Origin of the sequence: Streptomyces sp. NPDC000404 (assembly GCF_040300365.1) — a bacterium.
Taxonomy (GTDB): Bacteria; Actinomycetota; Actinomycetes; order Streptomycetales; family Streptomycetaceae; genus Streptomyces; species Streptomyces ramulosus.
In genome coordinates this window covers 320449-335854 of record NZ_JBEPDN010000005.1, presented here as the reverse complement: position 1 = coordinate 335854, position 15406 = coordinate 320449, and the positions used below count along the sequence as shown (strand labels likewise).

Here is a 15406-nt window from a genome sequence, read left to right as displayed (position 1 = left end):
CGCCCCCCGCGCCCGTACGCTCAGCGCGTCAGTAGCACTCGCTCTTGCCCTTGGTGACCTTCATCTGCAGGCCACTCAGCTTGAACGTGCCGGCCGTGGTCGCCCACGCCGTCTGCTTGACGCCGGTCAACGTGGCCGTGTCGGCTTCCTGGGCGAACGAACCGGGGTCGGCCTTGTCGCCCTTCTTCATGCCGGGGCCCTTGGACGTCGAGCCCGCCGCCACGCCGATGTTGATGTTCTTGAAGGTCGCATCGGCGTTGAGCTGATCGAGGTCGATGTAGAGGTTCTTCGCCACGACCGGCGTGCTGCCGCCGCCGGCCATGAGCTTCATCGACACATCGCCGAAGACCGGCACCGGCACGACGACCGACTGGCACAGGTTCTTGATCTTGGCGTCGGAGAACGCCGAGACCGCGACCGGTACCTGCTTGCCGTCCTTCTGGGCGTCGACCGCTCCGTACTGAACGAAGCCGGTGCCGTCCAGCCGGTCGGTGCTGACCTTGAACTGCTGGCCGGACACGCTGAACGATGCCGCGAGGGCGCCCTGCGACAGGGCGACGCCTATCGCGGCGGTCGCCGCGACGCTGGGCACCATGACGACGGCGAACCGCTTCCATCTGGTCCCGCCACGAGCCAGGGACTCCATGACTTTCCTCCTTCTCGGACGTACATCTCCGGCACCGGCGGACCCGTTCGAGTTCCGCGGTACCCGGGATGGGAGAAGTGCTACGTCCTCGGGAAGGAGAGCGCCCGTGCTCGAAAGGCGCATGGCGTTCCGAATACCGGCGATCACCCCCGAGCGACAACCACTGGCCACGCTCTCGCGCAACCTCCTGGACAGGCCCTGCCGTTGGTGGCCGGGACCCCCCTGCCCACGGTCGGCAACAGGGGCCGCCGACCCACTCGGTGGGGACCCATCTGCCCGTGGTGGCGGCTGGCTGCCGGACTACGGAGACGGACCGAGCGTGGCCGATCGTGGTGCATTCCACGCCGCCGCACAAGGGGTTCGTTACTTGCGGGTAACGGCCAGATCACCGGGGTGCGACCGAGCGATATCACGCGGGCACGCAGCGTCGCCGCTCCCGACCCGGAAATACGGGGCAACCCCGGCCATACGCCGATAGATCACCCCGCAGGACTTACTGCGAGTAACAGCGGCCACGATTACCAAGATTTGGTAAAGCGTGGCCGCTGATCGTTTCACCCGTCCGGTGTACGCCCCGGTCGGCGGGCGGGCCCTTCCAGGCCGTCAGAAAAGGACCCGGGCCAGCGCGGTACGCGCCGAGACGACCCGCGGGTCGTCCCCGCCGATCACCTCGAACAGCTCAAGGAGGCGCACCCGCGCGGTCTCCCGGTCGTCACCGGCGGAGCGCTTGACCGTGTCGACGAGACGGCCGAAGGCGTCCTCGACATGACCGCCGACGAGGTCGAGGTCGGCGGCGCGGATCTGCGCCTGCACATCGGCCGGGTCCTCCGCGGCGGCCTTGCGGACGTCGGCGGGGACGAGGTCCTGCACCCGGCGCAGCAGTTCGGCCTGGGCGAGACCGAGCTTCGCCTCGGGGTTGGCGGGGTCATCGGAGAGGACGTTCTTGTACGCCTGCACCGCACCGCCCAGATCACCGGCGTCCAGCGCGGCACCGGCGGCGGCCAGCGCCGCGTCGTACGGACCGGCCGGGACCTCGGCGGGCGCCGGCGCGTCCGCGTCCTGCGGGCCCACGGGGGCGCCGACGATGCCGAACTGCTGCTCGGCGGCCTGGATCAGCTGGTCGAGCACCTGGCGGATCTGCGCCTCGGGAGCCGCGCCCTGGAACAGCGGGATGGGCTGCCCGGCGACGACGGCGAACACGGCGGGAATGCCCTGCACGCCGAACTGCTGGAAGAGCATCTGGTTGGCGTCGACGTCGACCTTGGCGAGCACGAACTTTCCGGCGTACTCACCGGCCAGCCGCTCCAGCAGCGGGCCCAGCTGCTTGCACGGCTCGCACCATTCGGCCCAGAAGTCGAGGACGACCGGCACTTCGGTGGAGCGCTGCAGGACGTCCTGCTGGAATCCCGCCTCGTCGACGTTGATCACCAAGGGGGTGCCGGCGGCGGGCGTCGCGCCCGTGCGCGCCGCCTCGGCGCGCGCCTGCTCTGCCTTCTGCTTCGCCTCCCCGGCGGCCTTCACCGCTGCGAGGTCGACGACTCCGCTCATGGACATGTTGCGTGGCTGCATGGGTCCATCCTCCCCCCTGAACGGCCCGTTCCGGAAAGCGATGCCGAAAATCCGGCCCGAGGGCCGCACCGGATCCTCTTCCCGGGTGCTCCGGCCGTCCGTACACTCCGCCGGGATGCGGTGCACGGCCGGGCCTGGCGCCCGATTCCGGCCCCTCGCGAGGCCCCTGCGTGGCCGCGGGTCCCCACCCGGGCCGATGTGATCGTCGCTCTTACGCTACGACCCGTAGCGTAACTACTGGTGCTCCCGCGGCGACACCCCCACCGGAGAGCCGCCGTCGTGATCTGCCTCACGAGAGGCAGCGGAAACGGAGCTACTGGCCGGTATGGTCGCCCGCATGCCGCACTCCTGCCCCCGGAAACGCCGCACGGGCCGCCCGCGCAGCGTCGAGACCGACCGCGCGATCCTCGACGCGGCACGGGCCGCCCTGGTCGATCTGGGCTGGGGCCGGTTCACGATGGGAGACGTCGCCGCCCGCGCCGGGGTCGCCAAGACCACGCTCTACCGCCGCTGGGCCAACAAGAACGAACTGGTCGTCGACGCCGTCGCGGTCCTCTTCGACGAGCTGGAACTCCCCGACCGCGGCAGCCTCCAGGCCGACATCGAGGACGTGGTCCTGCAGTTCGGCCGGTTGCTGGAGCGGCCGGAGACGAAGACGGCGCTGATGGCGGTGGTCGCCGAGTCGACGGCCGACGCGGCGCTGCGCGAGCGCATCCGCACCGCCATCGTCGACCGGCAGATACAGCTGGTGGTCCTGGGCCGCGCACGCGCCCAAGACCGCGGCGAACTCCCCGCGGACCCGCCCGACCACGACGGCGCCCGGGCCGCCGCGGAGACGGTGGGCCTGATCTTCGACGTCATCGCCGGCACGGTCGTCCACCGCACCCTCGTGTCCGCGGAACCGGTCGACACCGTCTGGGCCCGCCGCCTCGCCACCGTCCTGCTGACGGGGCTGGCGGGGTTGGGGTGAGCGGTGGGGCGGACCCCGTACGGCGGCTGGCCAGGGGTGGAGGCCGTTGAGGCGGGGGCCGGGCGGCGGGGGCCCTAGGGCGGATCCCGTAGGGGTTCGACGCCCCCCTTAGGGGCCCAACTACCCGCCCGACCAGCGGACTTAACGCTTCCACCCGACGCCCTACAGCGCTCCCTCCCCTTACTTCTTCTCCCGCCAAGCGCAACTGCCCAGCGTGGCGCGCCCCTCGGCGAGCAGTCGGCGGGCGTCCGCGGCCGGGGCCATCGCGCTGTGGCCGCGGTGGCAGACGACCGTGCGGTCGCCGTGGCCCGCGAGGTCGACGAGGATCTGGTCCCAGTGGCGGTACTGCACGTCGTGCCCGGTGTCCGCGTACGAGCGCACCACCGGCGCGGCCGGCAGGTGGTGCCGCCAGGCGGCGAGGGTGGCGGGCGGCACGGTGGTGTCCTTCTTGCCGCTGTAGAGGTACACCGGCGCGGTCAGCCTCGACAGGTCCGGGCCGGGCCGCTCGCAGTAGAGCCGCTGCTCATGGACCTGGGGCGCCGGATCGGCCTGCTGCCCGCGCTGATGGTAGGTGCGGGCGCCCTCCTCGTACGCGGTGTCGGCGAAGCCGGGGATCTGCCGCACCGGGCTGTCGTCGGGGAACGCCCACCAGACGCGCGGGTCGGTGATCTGTTTCCTGACGGCGGCGGTCAACTGCTCGTCCGGCAGGGCGCAGTAGGCGGGCCGGGCCCCGTACGGCGGCAGTGCGGCGGCCAGGTGCAGCGCCTGGATGCGCCGCGGGGCCCGCGCGGCCAGTTCGGCAGCGTACGGTCCGCCGCCGGAGATGGCGATCACGGAGACCTTGCGGACGCCGAGGCGGTCGAGGACCGCGAGGGCGTCCTCGGCGAAGTCGGCCTTGCCCAGCTCCGGGCCGTAGGCGGTGTCGCCGAAGCCGTTGCGTTCGACGGATATCAGCCGCAGCCCCAGCGATTCACGGGTGGAGCGGAAGAAGTCCGTCATACGGGCGGCGCGGGCGCTGGTGCCCGTACCGCCGATGAAGAGCACCGGGCGGCCCTCGCGCGGGCCGTCGTCGATGTAGTGCGCGGTCCGCCCGGAGGCGAGGCGGGCGGCGTGGACGTCGGGCCCGAGCGGGTCGAAGTCGTCCTGGACGCGGGCCGGCCGCCCGCCCGCGCCCGCCGGCTCCGACGGCGCGGCGCTCGCCACGGCGGACCCGCCCAGCAACACCGCGGCGAGCACGGCGGCGGAGGCGGCACACACGGTACGGACTGTTCTCTTCACGCGTTCTCCCGGTACGACGAAGGGCACACAACTGCCTGCACCTACCCCGAAGTTCCGGGAGAACGCCTGGTCATGGGCGGGAGGCCGTCCGCTGCGACGGGCCGCGCGCGGGCGGTGGCGGGGCGCTGCCGAGGCGCCGCGCTCCGCCGGGCACCCGTAACAGGGGGAGGCCCGGCAGGGACGCAGCGGTGGCGGCGCACCCCAGCGCCGCCACCGGCCCGCCGTGTCCCGGGGTCAGAAGCCCGCGGGCTCCGTGTAGACGCCCCACTCGTCCCGCAGGGCGTTGCAGATCTCGCCGAGGGTGGCCTCGGCGCGGACCGCCTCCAGCATCGGTTCGATCATGTTGCCGCCGTTGCGGGCGGCGGTGAGCATCGCGTCGAGGGAGGCGGTGACGCGGGCGTCGTCGCGGGCGGCCTTGCGGTCGGTGAGGGTGCGGACCTGTTCGCGTTCGACCTCGTGGCTGACGCGGAGGATCTCCAGGTCGCCGGTGACCGAGCCGTGGTGGCAGTTGACGCCGACGACCTTCTTGTCGCCCTTCTCCAGGGACTGCTGGTAGCGGAAAGCGGATTCGGCGATCTCGCCGGTGAACCAGCCGTCCTCGATGCCGCGCAGGATGCCGGAGGTGACGGGGCCGATGGCGTGCTGTCCGTCCGGGACCGCGCGGGCGCCGCGTTCCTTGATCCGTTCGAAGATCTTCTCGGCGTCGGCCTCGATCCGGTCGGTGAGCTGCTCGACGAACCACGAACCGCCCAGCGGGTCGGCGACGTTGGCGACGCCGGTCTCCTCCATCAGCACCTGCTGGGTGCGCAGCGCGATCTCGGCGGCCTGCTCGCTGGGGAGCGCGAGGGTCTCGTCGAGGGCGTTGGTGTGCAGGGAGTTGGTGCCGCCGAGGACGGCCGCCAGCGCCTCCACCGCGGTGCGCACCACGTTGTTGTACGGCTGCTGGGCGGTGAGCGAGACTCCGGCGGTCTGGGTGTGGAACCGCAGCCACTGGGCCTTCTCGCTGGTCGCGCCGTAGACGTCGCGCATCCAGCGGGCCCAGATGCGGCGGGCGGCGCGGAACTTGGCGATCTCCTCGAAGAAGTCGAGGTGCGCGTCGAAGAAGAAGGAGAGGCCCGGCGCGAAGGTGTTGACGTCCAGGCCGCGGCTGAGGCCCAGCTCGACGTAGCCGAAGCCGTCGGCGAGGGTGTACGCCAGCTCCTGCGCGGCCGTCGCCCCGGCCTCGCGGATGTGGTAGCCGGAGACGGAGAGCGGCTTGTACGCGGGGATCTTCGCCGCGCAGTGCTCCATGAGGTCGCCGATCAGCCGCAGATGCGGCTCGGGCGGGAAGAGCCACTCCTTCTGGGCGATGTACTCCTTGAAGATGTCCGTCTGGAGGGTGCCGTTGAGGACGGCGGGGTCGACGCCCTGGCGTTCGGCGGCGACGAGGTACATGCAGAAGACGGGGACGGCGGGGCCGCTGATCGTCATCGAGGTCGTGACGTCGCCGAGCGGGATGTCCTTGAAGAGGACCTCCATGTCGGCGGCGGAGTCGATGGCGACGCCGCAGTGGCCGACCTCGCCGAGCGAGCGCGGGTCGTCGGAGTCGCGGCCCATCAGCGTCGGCATGTCGAAGGCGACGGAGAGGCCGCCGCCGCCCGCCTCCAGGATCATCTTGTACCGCTCGTTGGTCTGCTCGGCGTTGCCGAAGCCGGCGAACTGGCGGATGGTCCAGGTGCGGCCGCGGTAGCCGGTGGGGTACAGCCCGCGGGTGAAGGGGTACTCGCCGGGCCAGCCGATCCGCTCGAAGCCGTCGACGGTGTCGCCGGGGCGCGGGCCGTAGACGGGCTCCACGGGATCGCCCGAGAGCGTGGAGAAGTCCGCATCGCGCTTACGGGCGGAGTCGTACCGGGCCTGCCAGCGGCGGCGGCCCTCTTCGATCGCGTCGGCGTCCATGCCTTCGAATTTACTAGGACGTCCTACTACTTGTCGATGGCAAGCGCCCCCGATGTCCCCCTGATCACTCCCCTACGGGTGTCCCGTACCGCCCCGGACAGCGCGAACGCGCCCGTCCCCGGGCGGGGAGGGCGCGTGGCGGCGGTCGGGAGGCGGCGCGGTCAGACCTTGACCGGCTGCGGTGTGCCGTCCTGGAGCTGCGGGCGGATCTCGGCGACGACCTGGCGCTCGACGAAGAACGCGGCGGTCGGGATGGTGCCGGCGACCAGCACCCACAGCAGCTTGCCGAACTTCCACTTCGCCTTGGAGCCCAGATCGAAGGCGAAGACGAGGTAGATGATGAACAGCACGCCGTGGATCTGGGAGACGACGAGGGTGAGGTCCTTGCCCGCACCGAAGCCGTACTTGGCCACCATGCAGGCGCACAGGACGAGGAGCATGACGGCGGTGGCGTAGGCCATCACCCGGTAACGGGTCAGGACGCTGGGCTTCATGCCTCCGAGCGTAACCGGACCTCCTGGGGCGATCTTCGCCGCCCCCGTGGCGTGGCGGCGACCGGTCCGGTGCGCGGCGCGGCGGCCGGGCGGGGGCCCGGCGGGCGGCCCGGTCAGTCCTCGGCGAAGTCGCCCGCGGCGACCCGCAGCGGGCGGAGCATCGCGAAGATCTCCGCGCACTCCTCGGCGTCGTAGGCGCCCAGACCGAAGTCCATGCCCATCAGGTCGCGGGTGGCGGCGTCGCACACCTCGCGGCCCTTGCCGGTGATGGTGGCGAGGGTGCCGCGGCCGTCGTTGGGGTTGGGCCGCTTGGCGACCAGACCCGACTTGACCAGCCGGTCGACGGTGTTGGTGACCGAGGTCGGGTGCACCATCAGCCGCTCGCCGATCTTCGACATCGGCAGCTCCCCCTCCTTCGAGAAGGTGAGCAGCACCAGCGCCTCGTAGCGCGCGAAGGTCAGGCCGTACGGCTTGACGACCGCGTCCACCTCGGAGAGCAGGATCTGGTGGGCCCGCATGATCGAGGTGATCGCGGACATCGACGGCACGGCTCCCCAGCGCTGCTGCCAGAGTTCATCGGCGCGCGCGATGGGATCGAAAGCAAGACGGAGCGGCTTCGGCACGCCCTTGACCCTATCGGGCGGTCATATAGCGGTCGGGGGCGTCTCGGGATACGGGCGACCCGCCGGTGTGCCCCGGACGGCGGACGGACGGCGGAGGCCACGCGAACGGCCCGCCCGGCCGCCGTTCCGTCCCGTGAGGGCGAGGTGGCGGCCGGACGGGCCGTTGGGCGGGCGTCGCGGGCGGGGCGGGCCCGGGGCCGTGCGGGGTCAGGCCGGGGTGGCGCCGTCCGCCGGGGCGGCGCCGGCCGCGAGGTGGCGCTCGACGGTGGCGACCTTCGAGGTCAGGCCGTCGGTGACGCCCGGCCGGATGTCGGCCTTGAGGACCAGGGAGACCCGGCCCGCGCGGGCCTCGACGGCGGCGACGGCGCGCTTGACGACGTCCATCACCTCGTCCCACTCGCCCTCGATCGAGGTGAACATGGCATCGGTGCGGTTCGGCAGGCCGGACTCGCGGACGACGCGGACGGCGTCGGCGACGTACTCGCCGACGTCCTCGCCCACGCCCAGCGGGCTGACCGAGAAGGCGACGATCATGCGTTGACCGTGCCTTCCCGGCGGGCGCGGGCGGCGATGACGGAGCTCTCGGCCTCGCGCTTGAGCTTGCGCTCGGCGAAGAACCCGCCGGTCGGCAGCACCGAGAGGACGAAGTAGAGGGCCGCGGTCTTCAGGTCCCACTTGGTGCGGTTCCAGGCGTCCAGCCAGAAGACGACGTACAGGATGAACAGCACGCCGTGGACCATGCCCATGACCATGACGCCGTCGAAGCTGGTGGTGCGCTTGAGGACCGAGCAGCACAGCAGCAGGAGGAAGGAGATCGCCTCGGGGGCGGAGATCAGTCGGAGCCGGTGGAGTGCGGCGGCGGTCTTGATGTCCACGGGAACCTCGTTCGGGTGGCAGGGGGGCAGGCGGAGGGGGAACAGTGCTTGTGCAAGGGTTCACAAGCACCGCCGTCCATTGTTACAGCCGCGCCCGGAACCGCCGCGCCGGGGGCCGGGCGGCGGTCCCGTAGGGGACGGAAGGCCCCGGGCATCCGGGAGGAGTGGGGGCGATCCCCGAGCGGATCAGGGGTCGGTGGGCCTCCCGCGGCGGGTGACCCTGCGGCTACCGTCTGGGACGTGGCTCAGTTTCGGCTCCACGGGAGCAAGGTGCTCGCCGTCGACATGTCGGGCGACGCCGTCAAGGCGAAGAACGGCGCGATGGTCGCGTACGAAGGGCAGATGTCGTTCAAGAAGAAGACCGGAGGGGGTGAGGGACTGCGCGGGATGGTCACCCGGCGGCTGACCGGCGAACAGATGGCGGTCATGGAGGTGAAGGGGCAGGGCACCTGCTATTTCGCCGACCGCGCGAGCGAGATCAATCTGGTGCAGCTGCACGGCGAGAAGCTGTTCGTCGAGGCGAGCAATCTGCTGTGCACGGATGCCGCGCTGCGCACCGGCACCACCTTCACCGGGCTGCGCGGCGCCTCGCAGGGCAACGGCCTGTTCACCACCACCGTGGAGGGCACCGGCCAGGCGGCGCTGCTCTCTGACGGCCAGGCGGTGGTGCTGCGGGTCACCCGGGAGTACCCGCTCCAGGTCGACCCGGGCGCGTACATCGCGCACACCGGCGATCTCAAGCAGCACTTCCAGTCCGGGGTGAACTTCCGCACGTTCCTGGGCGAGGGGTCCGGCGAGGCGTTCCAGATCCGCTTCGAGGGCGAGGGCCTGGTGTACGTCCAGCCCAGCGAGCGCAACACCGTCGGCGGTGAGGTCTGATGGCGTTCACGGTTCTCAACTCCCGCATGGTCGAGGCGCGCGTCACGCCGGGGGCGCGGCTGTTCAGCCAGCGCGGCGCGATGCTCGCCTACCGCGGCGAGGTCTCCTTCACCCCGAACATCCAGGGCGGTCAGGGCGGCATCGGCTCGATGATCGGGCGCCGGCTGGCGGGCGAGGCCACCCCGCTGATGACGGTGGAGGGCGACGGCACGGTGATGTTCGGCCACGGCGGCCACCACGTCGAGGTGATAGACCTCACCGGCGAGACGCTGTACGTCGAGGCCGACCGGCTGCTGGCGTTCGACGGCTCGTTGCGCCAGGGCACGATGTTCATGGGCTCCCAGGGCGGCGTGATGGGCATGGTGCGCGGCCAGGTCACCGGCCAGGGTCTCTTCACCACCACGCTGGAGGGCCACGGCTCGGCGGCGGTGATGGCCCACGGCGGCGTCATCGAGCTGCCGATCACCCCGCAGCGGCCGGTCCACGTCGACCCGCAGGCGTACGTCGCCCACCGCGGCGAGGTGCGCAACAAGCTCTCCGCCGCGCTGGGCTGGCGCGAGATGGTGGGCCGCGGCTCCGGCGAGGCGTTCCAGCTGGAGCTGACGGGCCAGGGCACGGTCTACGTTCAGGCGTCGGAGGAGAAGCTGTGAGCACACCCGTCATCCACGACGTCCACACCCTGCCGCGGAACGACAACGTCAACCCGTACGCGTTCTCGGTGGAGTTGCAGGGGCAGTGGTTCCTGCAGAAGGGGAAGATGATCGCGTACTACGGCGCGATCGACTTCCACGGCATCGGGCACGGTCCGCTGGAGCGGCTGATCTCGACGAGTTTCCACTCCCCGCTGCACGCGGCGGACTGGGTGGTGGCCGAGGGCCACGGCAAAATGGTCCTCGCCGACCGGGCGTTCGACGTCAACTCCTACGACCTCGACGACGGCAACCTCACCATTCGCTCCGGCAATCTGCTCGCGTTTCAGCCATCTCTGTCGCTGAAGCAGTCGATCATTCCGGGCTTTCTGACGCTGCTGGGCACCGGCACCTTCGTCGCCGCGTCCAACGGCCCGGTGGTCTTCGCCGAGCCGCCGATCCGGGTGGACCCGCAGGCGCTCGTCGGCTGGGCGGACTGCCCGTCGCCGTGCCACCACTACGACCATCAGTACCTGCGGGGATTCCTCGGCGGCGTCCGGGCGCACACCGGTCTGGGCGGGGTCTCGGGCGAGGAGCACCAATTCGAGTTCGTGGGCGCGGGCACGGTCCTGCTGCAGTCGACGGAGCAGCTGATGGCCGAGCGGGCGACGGGCGAGGTGGCTCCGGAGGCGGGGGTGCCCGGGTCCGGGACTCCGGTCGGGGCGGGTGGCTCACAAGCGCCGCAGCTGCCGGGACCGCTCGGTGGCCTCCAGCAACGTTTCGGGCTGTGAACGGTAGTCTGCACAGGGTGAGCAGCTCGAACGTCTGAGCCACCACGTCCGGCCCGGGGAGCCGGCACCGGCGACCGCCGTGCGGTCCGCCTGATCGACCCGCATTTATTTCATCATTCAACTTTTACGGGTAGAATTCATCCATGACGACCGACAGCGACACCCCCTGGCTGACCGACCAGGAACAGCGCGCCTGGCGTACCCATCTGGACGTCAGCCGGCTGCTGATGCACCAACTGGAGCGCGATCTCCAGCCGTTCGGGCTGACCAACAACGACTACGAGATCCTCGTCAACCTCTCCGAGGCCGAGGGCCACCGGATGCGGATGAGCGATCTCGCGTCGAGCACCCTGCAGTCCAAGAGCCGTCTCTCGCACCAGATCACCCGCATGGAGAACGCCGGTCTGGTCCGCCGCGAGCACTGCGAATCGGACCGCCGCGGGCTCTACGCCGTCCTGACCGAGGAGGGCTGGGAGACCATGCGCCGGGTCGCGCCGCACCACGTGGCGTCGGTGCGCCGGCACTTCATCGACCTCTTCACCCCGGAGGGCCTGGCGCAGCTGTACTCCTCGCTGGGACCGGTCGCGGCCCGGCTGCGGGAGCACCGCGGCGCCCTCTGAGCCCGCCCGCCGCGGTCCGCGCCCCCGGACCGCGGCACCGGCCGCCCGGTGGCGCCCACCTGGGCCCCGGCGGCCCGGCGCGCGCCCCGCGCAGGCCCGCCCGCGCCCGCCGGTCCGACGATTCCGCAGGTCAGCGCGTGACCGGCAGCCGCAGCTCGAACACCGAGCCCTCGCGCACCCGCAGCGAGCCGCCGTGCCGTTCGGCCACATCCCGGGCGATGGCCAGCCCCAGACCGGCGCCGCCGTCGTCCCGCGCCCGCGCGTCGTCGAGCCGGACGAACCGCTCGAAGATCCGCTCACGGTCGCCGGGCGGCACCCCCGGCCCGTCGTCGTCGACCCGCAGCACCACCTCGGCGCCCTCGCGCACCACCGCCACCCGCACCGCCGCGGCGGCGTGGCGCTGCGCGTTGTCCAGCAGATTGCCGAGCACCCGGCCCAACTGGCTCCGCGACCCGGTCACCTCGGCCTCGTCCAACCGTCCGACCGTGACCGCTATCCGGTCGGCCGGCCGCTGCGAGGTCTCCTCCCGCACCAGCGCGGCCAGCGCGATCGGGGCGCCGGCGGGCCGCTCCCCCGCGTCCAGCCGGGCCAGCAGCAGCAGATCGGCGGCGAGTTGCTGGAGCCGTACGGTGTCCTCGACCGCGCCCGGCACGTCCAGCAGTTCGGGGTGGGCGGCGCCCACCTCCAGCTGGGTGCGGAGGCTGGCGATCGGGCTGCGCAGCTCGTGGGAGGCGTCGGCGACGAAGCGGCGCTGCCGCTCGACGGACGCCTCCAGCGCCGCCAGCGTCTCGTTGGTGGTCCGCGCCAGCCGCCCGATCTCGTCCCGCGCCGCGGGCACCGGCACCCGGCGGCTGAGGTCCGTACTCGCGGTGATCGCGGCCATCTCGCCCCGGATGCCCTCGACGGGCCGCAGCGCCCGCCGGGTGACCAGCCAGGTCACCCCCGCCACGACCAGCAGCAGCACGGGCAGGCCGATCAGCATCGCGGTGCGCAGCGAGTTCACCGCCTGCTGCGCGGTCGCCAGCGGCGCCCCGGCGCGCACCACCGCCTTGCGGCCCGCGGTGTCCTCCGCCTCGACGGTCGCGAAGCGGTAGTCGGCGCGGTGCCCGTCGACGGTCGCGGTGCCGTCGGCCACCTTCACGTCGTCGTCGACCTCGCCGCGGTGGTCGGCGCGCGCGTCGTCCCCGCCGCCGGAGCGGTCGGGCACGCCGGCGGTCCGCCGCCCGTCGACCTCCTCCACGTCCTCGCCCACGGCCAGCAGCGCGCCGTCGTCGTCGGTGACCACCACCGGGCGCTCGTCGCCGTCCGGCAGATGCAGATCGCCGTGGACGGAGCCGGTCGCGATCCGCACGGCGACGGCGCGGGCGGCGACCTCGGCCTGGAGGTCGGTCTGGGCGCGGAGGTTGCCGCGCAGCACCAGCAGCAGCGCCGTCCCGGCCAGCACCAGGGCCAGCGCCACCACCAGCGTCGCCCCGGCCGTCGCCCGGGCGCGGACCGAACCGAAGGCGTTACGCATCGGCCACCAGCCGGTATCCGGCGCCGCGCACGGTGCGGATGCGGTCCGCGCCCAGCTTGCGGCGGAGCGCGCTGACGTAGACCTCGATGATGTTGAGGTCGCCCTCGTACGCGAAGTCCCAGACGTGGTCGAGGATCTCGGCCTTGGAGACCACCTCACCGGCGCGGAGCGCGAGCTGCTCCAGGACGGCGAACTCCTTGGCGGTCAACACCACCTCCGCGCCGTCGCGCAGCACGGTGTGCGCGCCCTGGTCGACGGTGAGCGAGCCGACCCGCAGCACCGGCGCGGCGCTCCGCCCGTGGCGCCGCAGCAGGGCCTTCACCCGGGCGACGAGGACCACGTACGAGAACGGTTTGGTGAGGTAGTCGTCGGCGCCGGTGTCGAGCCCCTCGGCCTCGTCGTACTCGCCGTCCTTGGCGGTCAGCATCAGCACCGGCACCTCGCTGCCGGCGGCCCGCAGCGCGGCGCAGACGCGGTAGCCGTTGAGACCCGGCAGCATGATGTCCAGCACGATCAGGTCGTGGACGCCCTCGCCCGCGCGGCGCAGGCCCTCGGCACCGTCGTGGACCACGTCGACGGTGTAGCCCTCGGCGCGCAGCCCGGCGGCGAGCGCGCGGGCCAGCCGTTTCTCGTCCTCGACGATCAGCAGGCGGAAGGGGCGCGCGGGCGTGGGATCAGGCATGCGTTCAGCTTCGCACCCCGTTCCTGAAGTGTTCTTCAGGGTCCTTCAGCTCCCCTTCAGCTTGGTTTTGCCACGGTGGGGTCATCGCCGATCACAGGGGAGCAATCATCATGAAGCGCCGTTTCGTCCTCGCCGCCACCGCCGCCGCCGTGCTCATCGCCGGGGGCGCCACGACCGCCGTCGCCGTCAACACCGGCGGCCCCGGCAGCCCGCAGTCCGACGCCCGGACCTCCGCGCAGCTCGCGGCGACCGCCGGCGCGCAGGGCGCCGCGGCGGACGGCGGACGGGAGGACCGCGAGGCCGGGGAGAGCGGGGACGCCGGGCGGGTCGCCGGGGCGAAGAGCGACGCCGCCCAGGCCGCGGTCGCCGCGCTGCGGGCGGTCCCCGGCACCGTCACCGAGATCGAGCTGGACGAGGAGCGCGGCGCGCTGGTCTGGGAGGCCGATGTGCTCGGCCGCGACGGCGCCTGGCACGACCTCACCCTCGACCCGCTCACCACCCGCGTCCTGCGCTCCCACACCGACCGCGACACCAGCGGCGCGCACGGCCAGGACCGGGTGCGGGCGGCGCTGCACGGCACCACGGTGGACGCGGCGTCCGCCGCCCGCGCCGTCGGCCAGGGCCGTGGCACGGTGACGTCCGTGGACTTCGAGGACGACCACGGCGCCAAGGCCGTCTGGGAGGTCGAGACCGTCACCCGGGACGGCAAGGAGCACACCTACCTCGTCGACCCGCGCACCGCCGCGGTGAGCACCGCCCCGGCGGACGACCGGGACGACCACGACGGGTCCGCGGACGACCACGACGGCGCGGACGACTGAGCCGCCGCGCCCCGGCCGCACGAAGGCCCCGGTCCCCGCACGCCGCGGGAGCCGGGGCCTTCGCCGTGCGGCCGGCTCAGCCGCCCGTGAGTCCTGCGATCAGCTCGTCCGCCGCCCGGTAGGGATCGCTCTCGCCGGCGACGATGCGGTCCGCGAGGGCCTCCAGACGCCGGTCGCCGTGGAGATCGCCGATCCGGGCGCGCAGCGCCGTGACCGCGATGGTCTCGACCTCCTGGGCGGCGCGGGCGTGGCGGCGCCGGGCCAGCACGCCGTGCTCCTCCATCCACGCCCGGTGCTTCTCCAGCGCCTCGACGACCTCGTCGACGCCCTCCGCGCGCGCCGCGACCGTCTTGACGATCGGCGGCCGCCAGTCCCCGGCGCCCCGCGCGGCGCCCAGCCCGAGCATGTGGTTCAGCTCCCGGGCGGTGGCGTCCGCGCCGTCCCGGTCGGCCTTGTTGACCACGTAGACGTCGCCGATCTCCAGGATTCCGGCCTTCGCCGCCTGGATGCCGTCGCCCATGCCCGGCGCCAGCAGCACCACGCTGGTGTCGGCCTGGGAGGCGATCTCCACCTCGGACTGGCCGACGCCGACCGTCTCGACGAGGATCACGTCGCACCCGGCCGCGTCCAGCACCCGGATCGCCTGCGGCGCCGCCCAGGCGAGGCCGCCCAGATGGCCGCGGGTGGCCATCGACCGGATGTAGACGCCGGGGTCGGAGGCGTGGTCACTCATCCGGATGCGGTCGCCGAGCAGCGCCCCGCCGGAGAACGGCGAGGACGGGTCGACGGCCAGCACCCCGACCCGCCTGCCCGCCCTGCGGTACGCGGTGACCAGCGCCGAGGTGGTGGTGGACTTGCCCACGCCGGGCGAGCCGGTCAGCCCGACGACGTAGGCGTTGCCGGTCAGCGGGGCGAGCTGGGCCATCACCTCCCGCAGATGCGGGGAGGCGCCCTCCACCAGGGAGATCAGCCGGGCCACCGCCCGGGGCCGGCCCTGCCGTGCCTGCTCCACCAGCTGCGGAACGTCCACCATCGCTGCTCGGCTCCTTCGGCTGTTACGGGATCTTCTGTGCGGTGC

At 72.5% G+C, this 15406-nt stretch carries 17 protein-coding genes; 6 read left to right on the top strand and 11 right to left on the bottom strand.

The genetic code is table 11. From position 1 onward, the window contains the following. Window positions 1–28: 28 nt before the first annotated feature. Window positions 29–646 (bottom strand): DUF6230 family protein, encoded by a 618-nt coding sequence (locus ABT345_RS11705; protein WP_345086108.1) that lies wholly within the window; start codon window positions 644–646, stop codon window positions 29–31. A gap of 603 nt (window positions 647–1249) precedes the next feature. After that, the gene (locus ABT345_RS11700) at window positions 1250–2215 is read right to left on the bottom strand and encodes a tetratricopeptide repeat protein (RefSeq protein WP_345086110.1); all 966 of its coding nucleotides are present in this window, start codon (window positions 2213–2215) and stop codon (window positions 1250–1252) included. 337 nt (window positions 2216–2552) lie between these two features. On the opposite strand from ABT345_RS11700, the gene ABT345_RS11695 reads away from it, so the two are divergent. After that, the gene (locus tag ABT345_RS11695) at window positions 2553–3185 is read left to right on the top strand and encodes a TetR/AcrR family transcriptional regulator (RefSeq protein WP_345086112.1); all 633 of its coding nucleotides are present in this window, start codon (window positions 2553–2555) and stop codon (window positions 3183–3185) included. A gap of 180 nt (window positions 3186–3365) precedes the next feature. Here the strand turns inward: ABT345_RS11695 and ABT345_RS11690 are convergent, their stop codons facing one another. The 6 genes from ABT345_RS11690 to ABT345_RS11665 all read right to left on the bottom strand — a co-directional run bounded on the left by ABT345_RS11690 (window position 3366) and on the right by ABT345_RS11665 (window position 8390). Then, window positions 3366–4442: an alpha/beta fold hydrolase gene (locus ABT345_RS11690; protein ID WP_345086114.1), complete on the bottom strand. Its 1077-nt coding sequence runs from the start codon at window positions 4440–4442 to the stop codon at window positions 3366–3368. A gap of 255 nt (window positions 4443–4697) precedes the next feature. Beyond that, window positions 4698–6398, bottom strand: a complete 1701-nt coding sequence (icmA, locus tag ABT345_RS11685) for a coenzyme B12-dependent isobutyryl-CoA mutase large subunit (RefSeq protein WP_345086116.1) — start codon at window positions 6396–6398, stop codon at window positions 4698–4700. A 161-nt stretch (window positions 6399–6559) separates the two neighbouring features. Next, a complete protein-coding gene (locus ABT345_RS11680) occupies window positions 6560–6892 on the bottom strand; it encodes a DUF3817 domain-containing protein (RefSeq protein ID WP_143939954.1) in 333 nt (110 codons plus the stop codon). A gap of 113 nt (window positions 6893–7005) precedes the next feature. Then, window positions 7006–7515: a MarR family winged helix-turn-helix transcriptional regulator gene (locus tag ABT345_RS11675; protein WP_345086120.1), complete on the bottom strand. Its 510-nt coding sequence runs from the start codon at window positions 7513–7515 to the stop codon at window positions 7006–7008. 207 nt (window positions 7516–7722) lie between these two features. After that, the gene (locus tag ABT345_RS11670; RefSeq protein ID WP_345086121.1) at window positions 7723–8049 is read right to left on the bottom strand and encodes an MTH1187 family thiamine-binding protein; all 327 of its coding nucleotides are present in this window, start codon (window positions 8047–8049) and stop codon (window positions 7723–7725) included. Then, the gene (locus ABT345_RS11665; protein WP_030280657.1) at window positions 8046–8390 is read right to left on the bottom strand and encodes a DUF3817 domain-containing protein; all 345 of its coding nucleotides are present in this window, start codon (window positions 8388–8390) and stop codon (window positions 8046–8048) included. The genes ABT345_RS11670 and ABT345_RS11665 overlap by 4 nt, the downstream gene beginning before the upstream one ends. Before the next feature lie 240 nt (window positions 8391–8630). On the opposite strand from ABT345_RS11665, the gene ABT345_RS11660 reads away from it, so the two are divergent. The 4 genes from ABT345_RS11660 (at window position 8631) to ABT345_RS11645 (ending at window position 11309) form a co-directional block, all read left to right on the top strand. Then, window positions 8631–9269, top strand: coding sequence for an AIM24 family protein (locus tag ABT345_RS11660; protein ID WP_143939950.1), 639 nt, complete (start codon window positions 8631–8633; stop codon window positions 9267–9269). Beyond that, on the top strand, window positions 9269–9919 hold the full coding sequence (locus ABT345_RS11655) for an AIM24 family protein (protein ID WP_345086125.1): 651 nt from the start codon (window positions 9269–9271) through the stop codon (window positions 9917–9919). Before ABT345_RS11660 ends, ABT345_RS11655 begins: the two co-directional genes overlap by 1 nt. Beyond that, window positions 9916–10689, top strand: coding sequence for an AIM24 family protein (locus ABT345_RS11650; RefSeq protein WP_345086127.1), 774 nt, complete (start codon window positions 9916–9918; stop codon window positions 10687–10689). Before ABT345_RS11655 ends, ABT345_RS11650 begins: the two co-directional genes overlap by 4 nt. 143 nt (window positions 10690–10832) lie before the next feature. Beyond that, window positions 10833–11309, top strand: coding sequence for a MarR family winged helix-turn-helix transcriptional regulator (locus ABT345_RS11645; protein ID WP_345086129.1), 477 nt, complete (start codon window positions 10833–10835; stop codon window positions 11307–11309). A 130-nt stretch (window positions 11310–11439) separates the two neighbouring features. Here ABT345_RS11645 and ABT345_RS11640 read toward each other — a convergent pair whose 3' ends face one another. Both ABT345_RS11640 and ABT345_RS11635 read right to left on the bottom strand, forming a co-directional pair. After that, window positions 11440–12825, bottom strand: coding sequence for a sensor histidine kinase (locus ABT345_RS11640; protein WP_345086131.1), 1386 nt, complete (start codon window positions 12823–12825; stop codon window positions 11440–11442). Beyond that, a complete protein-coding gene (locus ABT345_RS11635; protein WP_345086133.1) occupies window positions 12818–13507 on the bottom strand; it encodes a response regulator transcription factor in 690 nt (229 codons plus the stop codon). Before ABT345_RS11635 ends, ABT345_RS11640 begins: the two co-directional genes overlap by 8 nt. A gap of 110 nt (window positions 13508–13617) precedes the next feature. Between ABT345_RS11635 and ABT345_RS11630 the strand changes: the two genes are divergently transcribed. Further along, on the top strand, window positions 13618–14328 hold the full coding sequence (locus ABT345_RS11630; protein WP_345086135.1) for a PepSY domain-containing protein: 711 nt from the start codon (window positions 13618–13620) through the stop codon (window positions 14326–14328). A 76-nt stretch (window positions 14329–14404) separates the two neighbouring features. Here ABT345_RS11630 and meaB read toward each other — a convergent pair whose 3' ends face one another. Further along, entirely contained in the window at window positions 14405–15361 is a 957-nt protein-coding gene (gene meaB, locus ABT345_RS11625; protein WP_345086137.1) for a methylmalonyl Co-A mutase-associated GTPase MeaB, read from the bottom strand. Between the last annotated feature and the right edge of the window lie 45 nt (window positions 15362–15406).

Excerpts from the sequence above, each read along its gene's own strand:
- icmA (WP_345086116.1), bottom strand. The coding sequence starts at position 6,398 with ATGGACGCCGACGCGATCGAAGAGGGCCGCCGCCGCTGGCAGGCCCGG.
- ABT345_RS11630 (WP_345086135.1), top strand. The coding sequence starts at position 13,618 with ATGAAGCGCCGTTTCGTCCTCGCCGCCACCGCCGCCGCCGTGCTCATC.
- ABT345_RS11680 (WP_143939954.1), bottom strand. The coding sequence starts at position 6,892 with ATGAAGCCCAGCGTCCTGACCCGTTACCGGGTGATGGCCTACGCCACC.
- ABT345_RS11695 (WP_345086112.1), top strand. The coding sequence starts at position 2,553 with ATGCCGCACTCCTGCCCCCGGAAACGCCGCACGGGCCGCCCGCGCAGC.
- ABT345_RS11655 (WP_345086125.1), top strand. The coding sequence starts at position 9,269 with ATGGCGTTCACGGTTCTCAACTCCCGCATGGTCGAGGCGCGCGTCACG.
- ABT345_RS11635 (WP_345086133.1), bottom strand. The coding sequence starts at position 13,507 with ATGCCTGATCCCACGCCCGCGCGCCCCTTCCGCCTGCTGATCGTCGAG.
- ABT345_RS11705 (WP_345086108.1), bottom strand. The coding sequence starts at position 646 with ATGGAGTCCCTGGCTCGTGGCGGGACCAGATGGAAGCGGTTCGCCGTC.
- ABT345_RS11700 (WP_345086110.1), bottom strand. The coding sequence starts at position 2,215 with ATGCAGCCACGCAACATGTCCATGAGCGGAGTCGTCGACCTCGCAGCG.
- ABT345_RS11640 (WP_345086131.1), bottom strand. The coding sequence starts at position 12,825 with ATGCGTAACGCCTTCGGTTCGGTCCGCGCCCGGGCGACGGCCGGGGCG.
- meaB (WP_345086137.1), bottom strand. The coding sequence starts at position 15,361 with ATGGTGGACGTTCCGCAGCTGGTGGAGCAGGCACGGCAGGGCCGGCCC.
- ABT345_RS11670 (WP_345086121.1), bottom strand. The coding sequence starts at position 8,049 with ATGATCGTCGCCTTCTCGGTCAGCCCGCTGGGCGTGGGCGAGGACGTC.
- ABT345_RS11645 (WP_345086129.1), top strand. The coding sequence starts at position 10,833 with ATGACGACCGACAGCGACACCCCCTGGCTGACCGACCAGGAACAGCGC.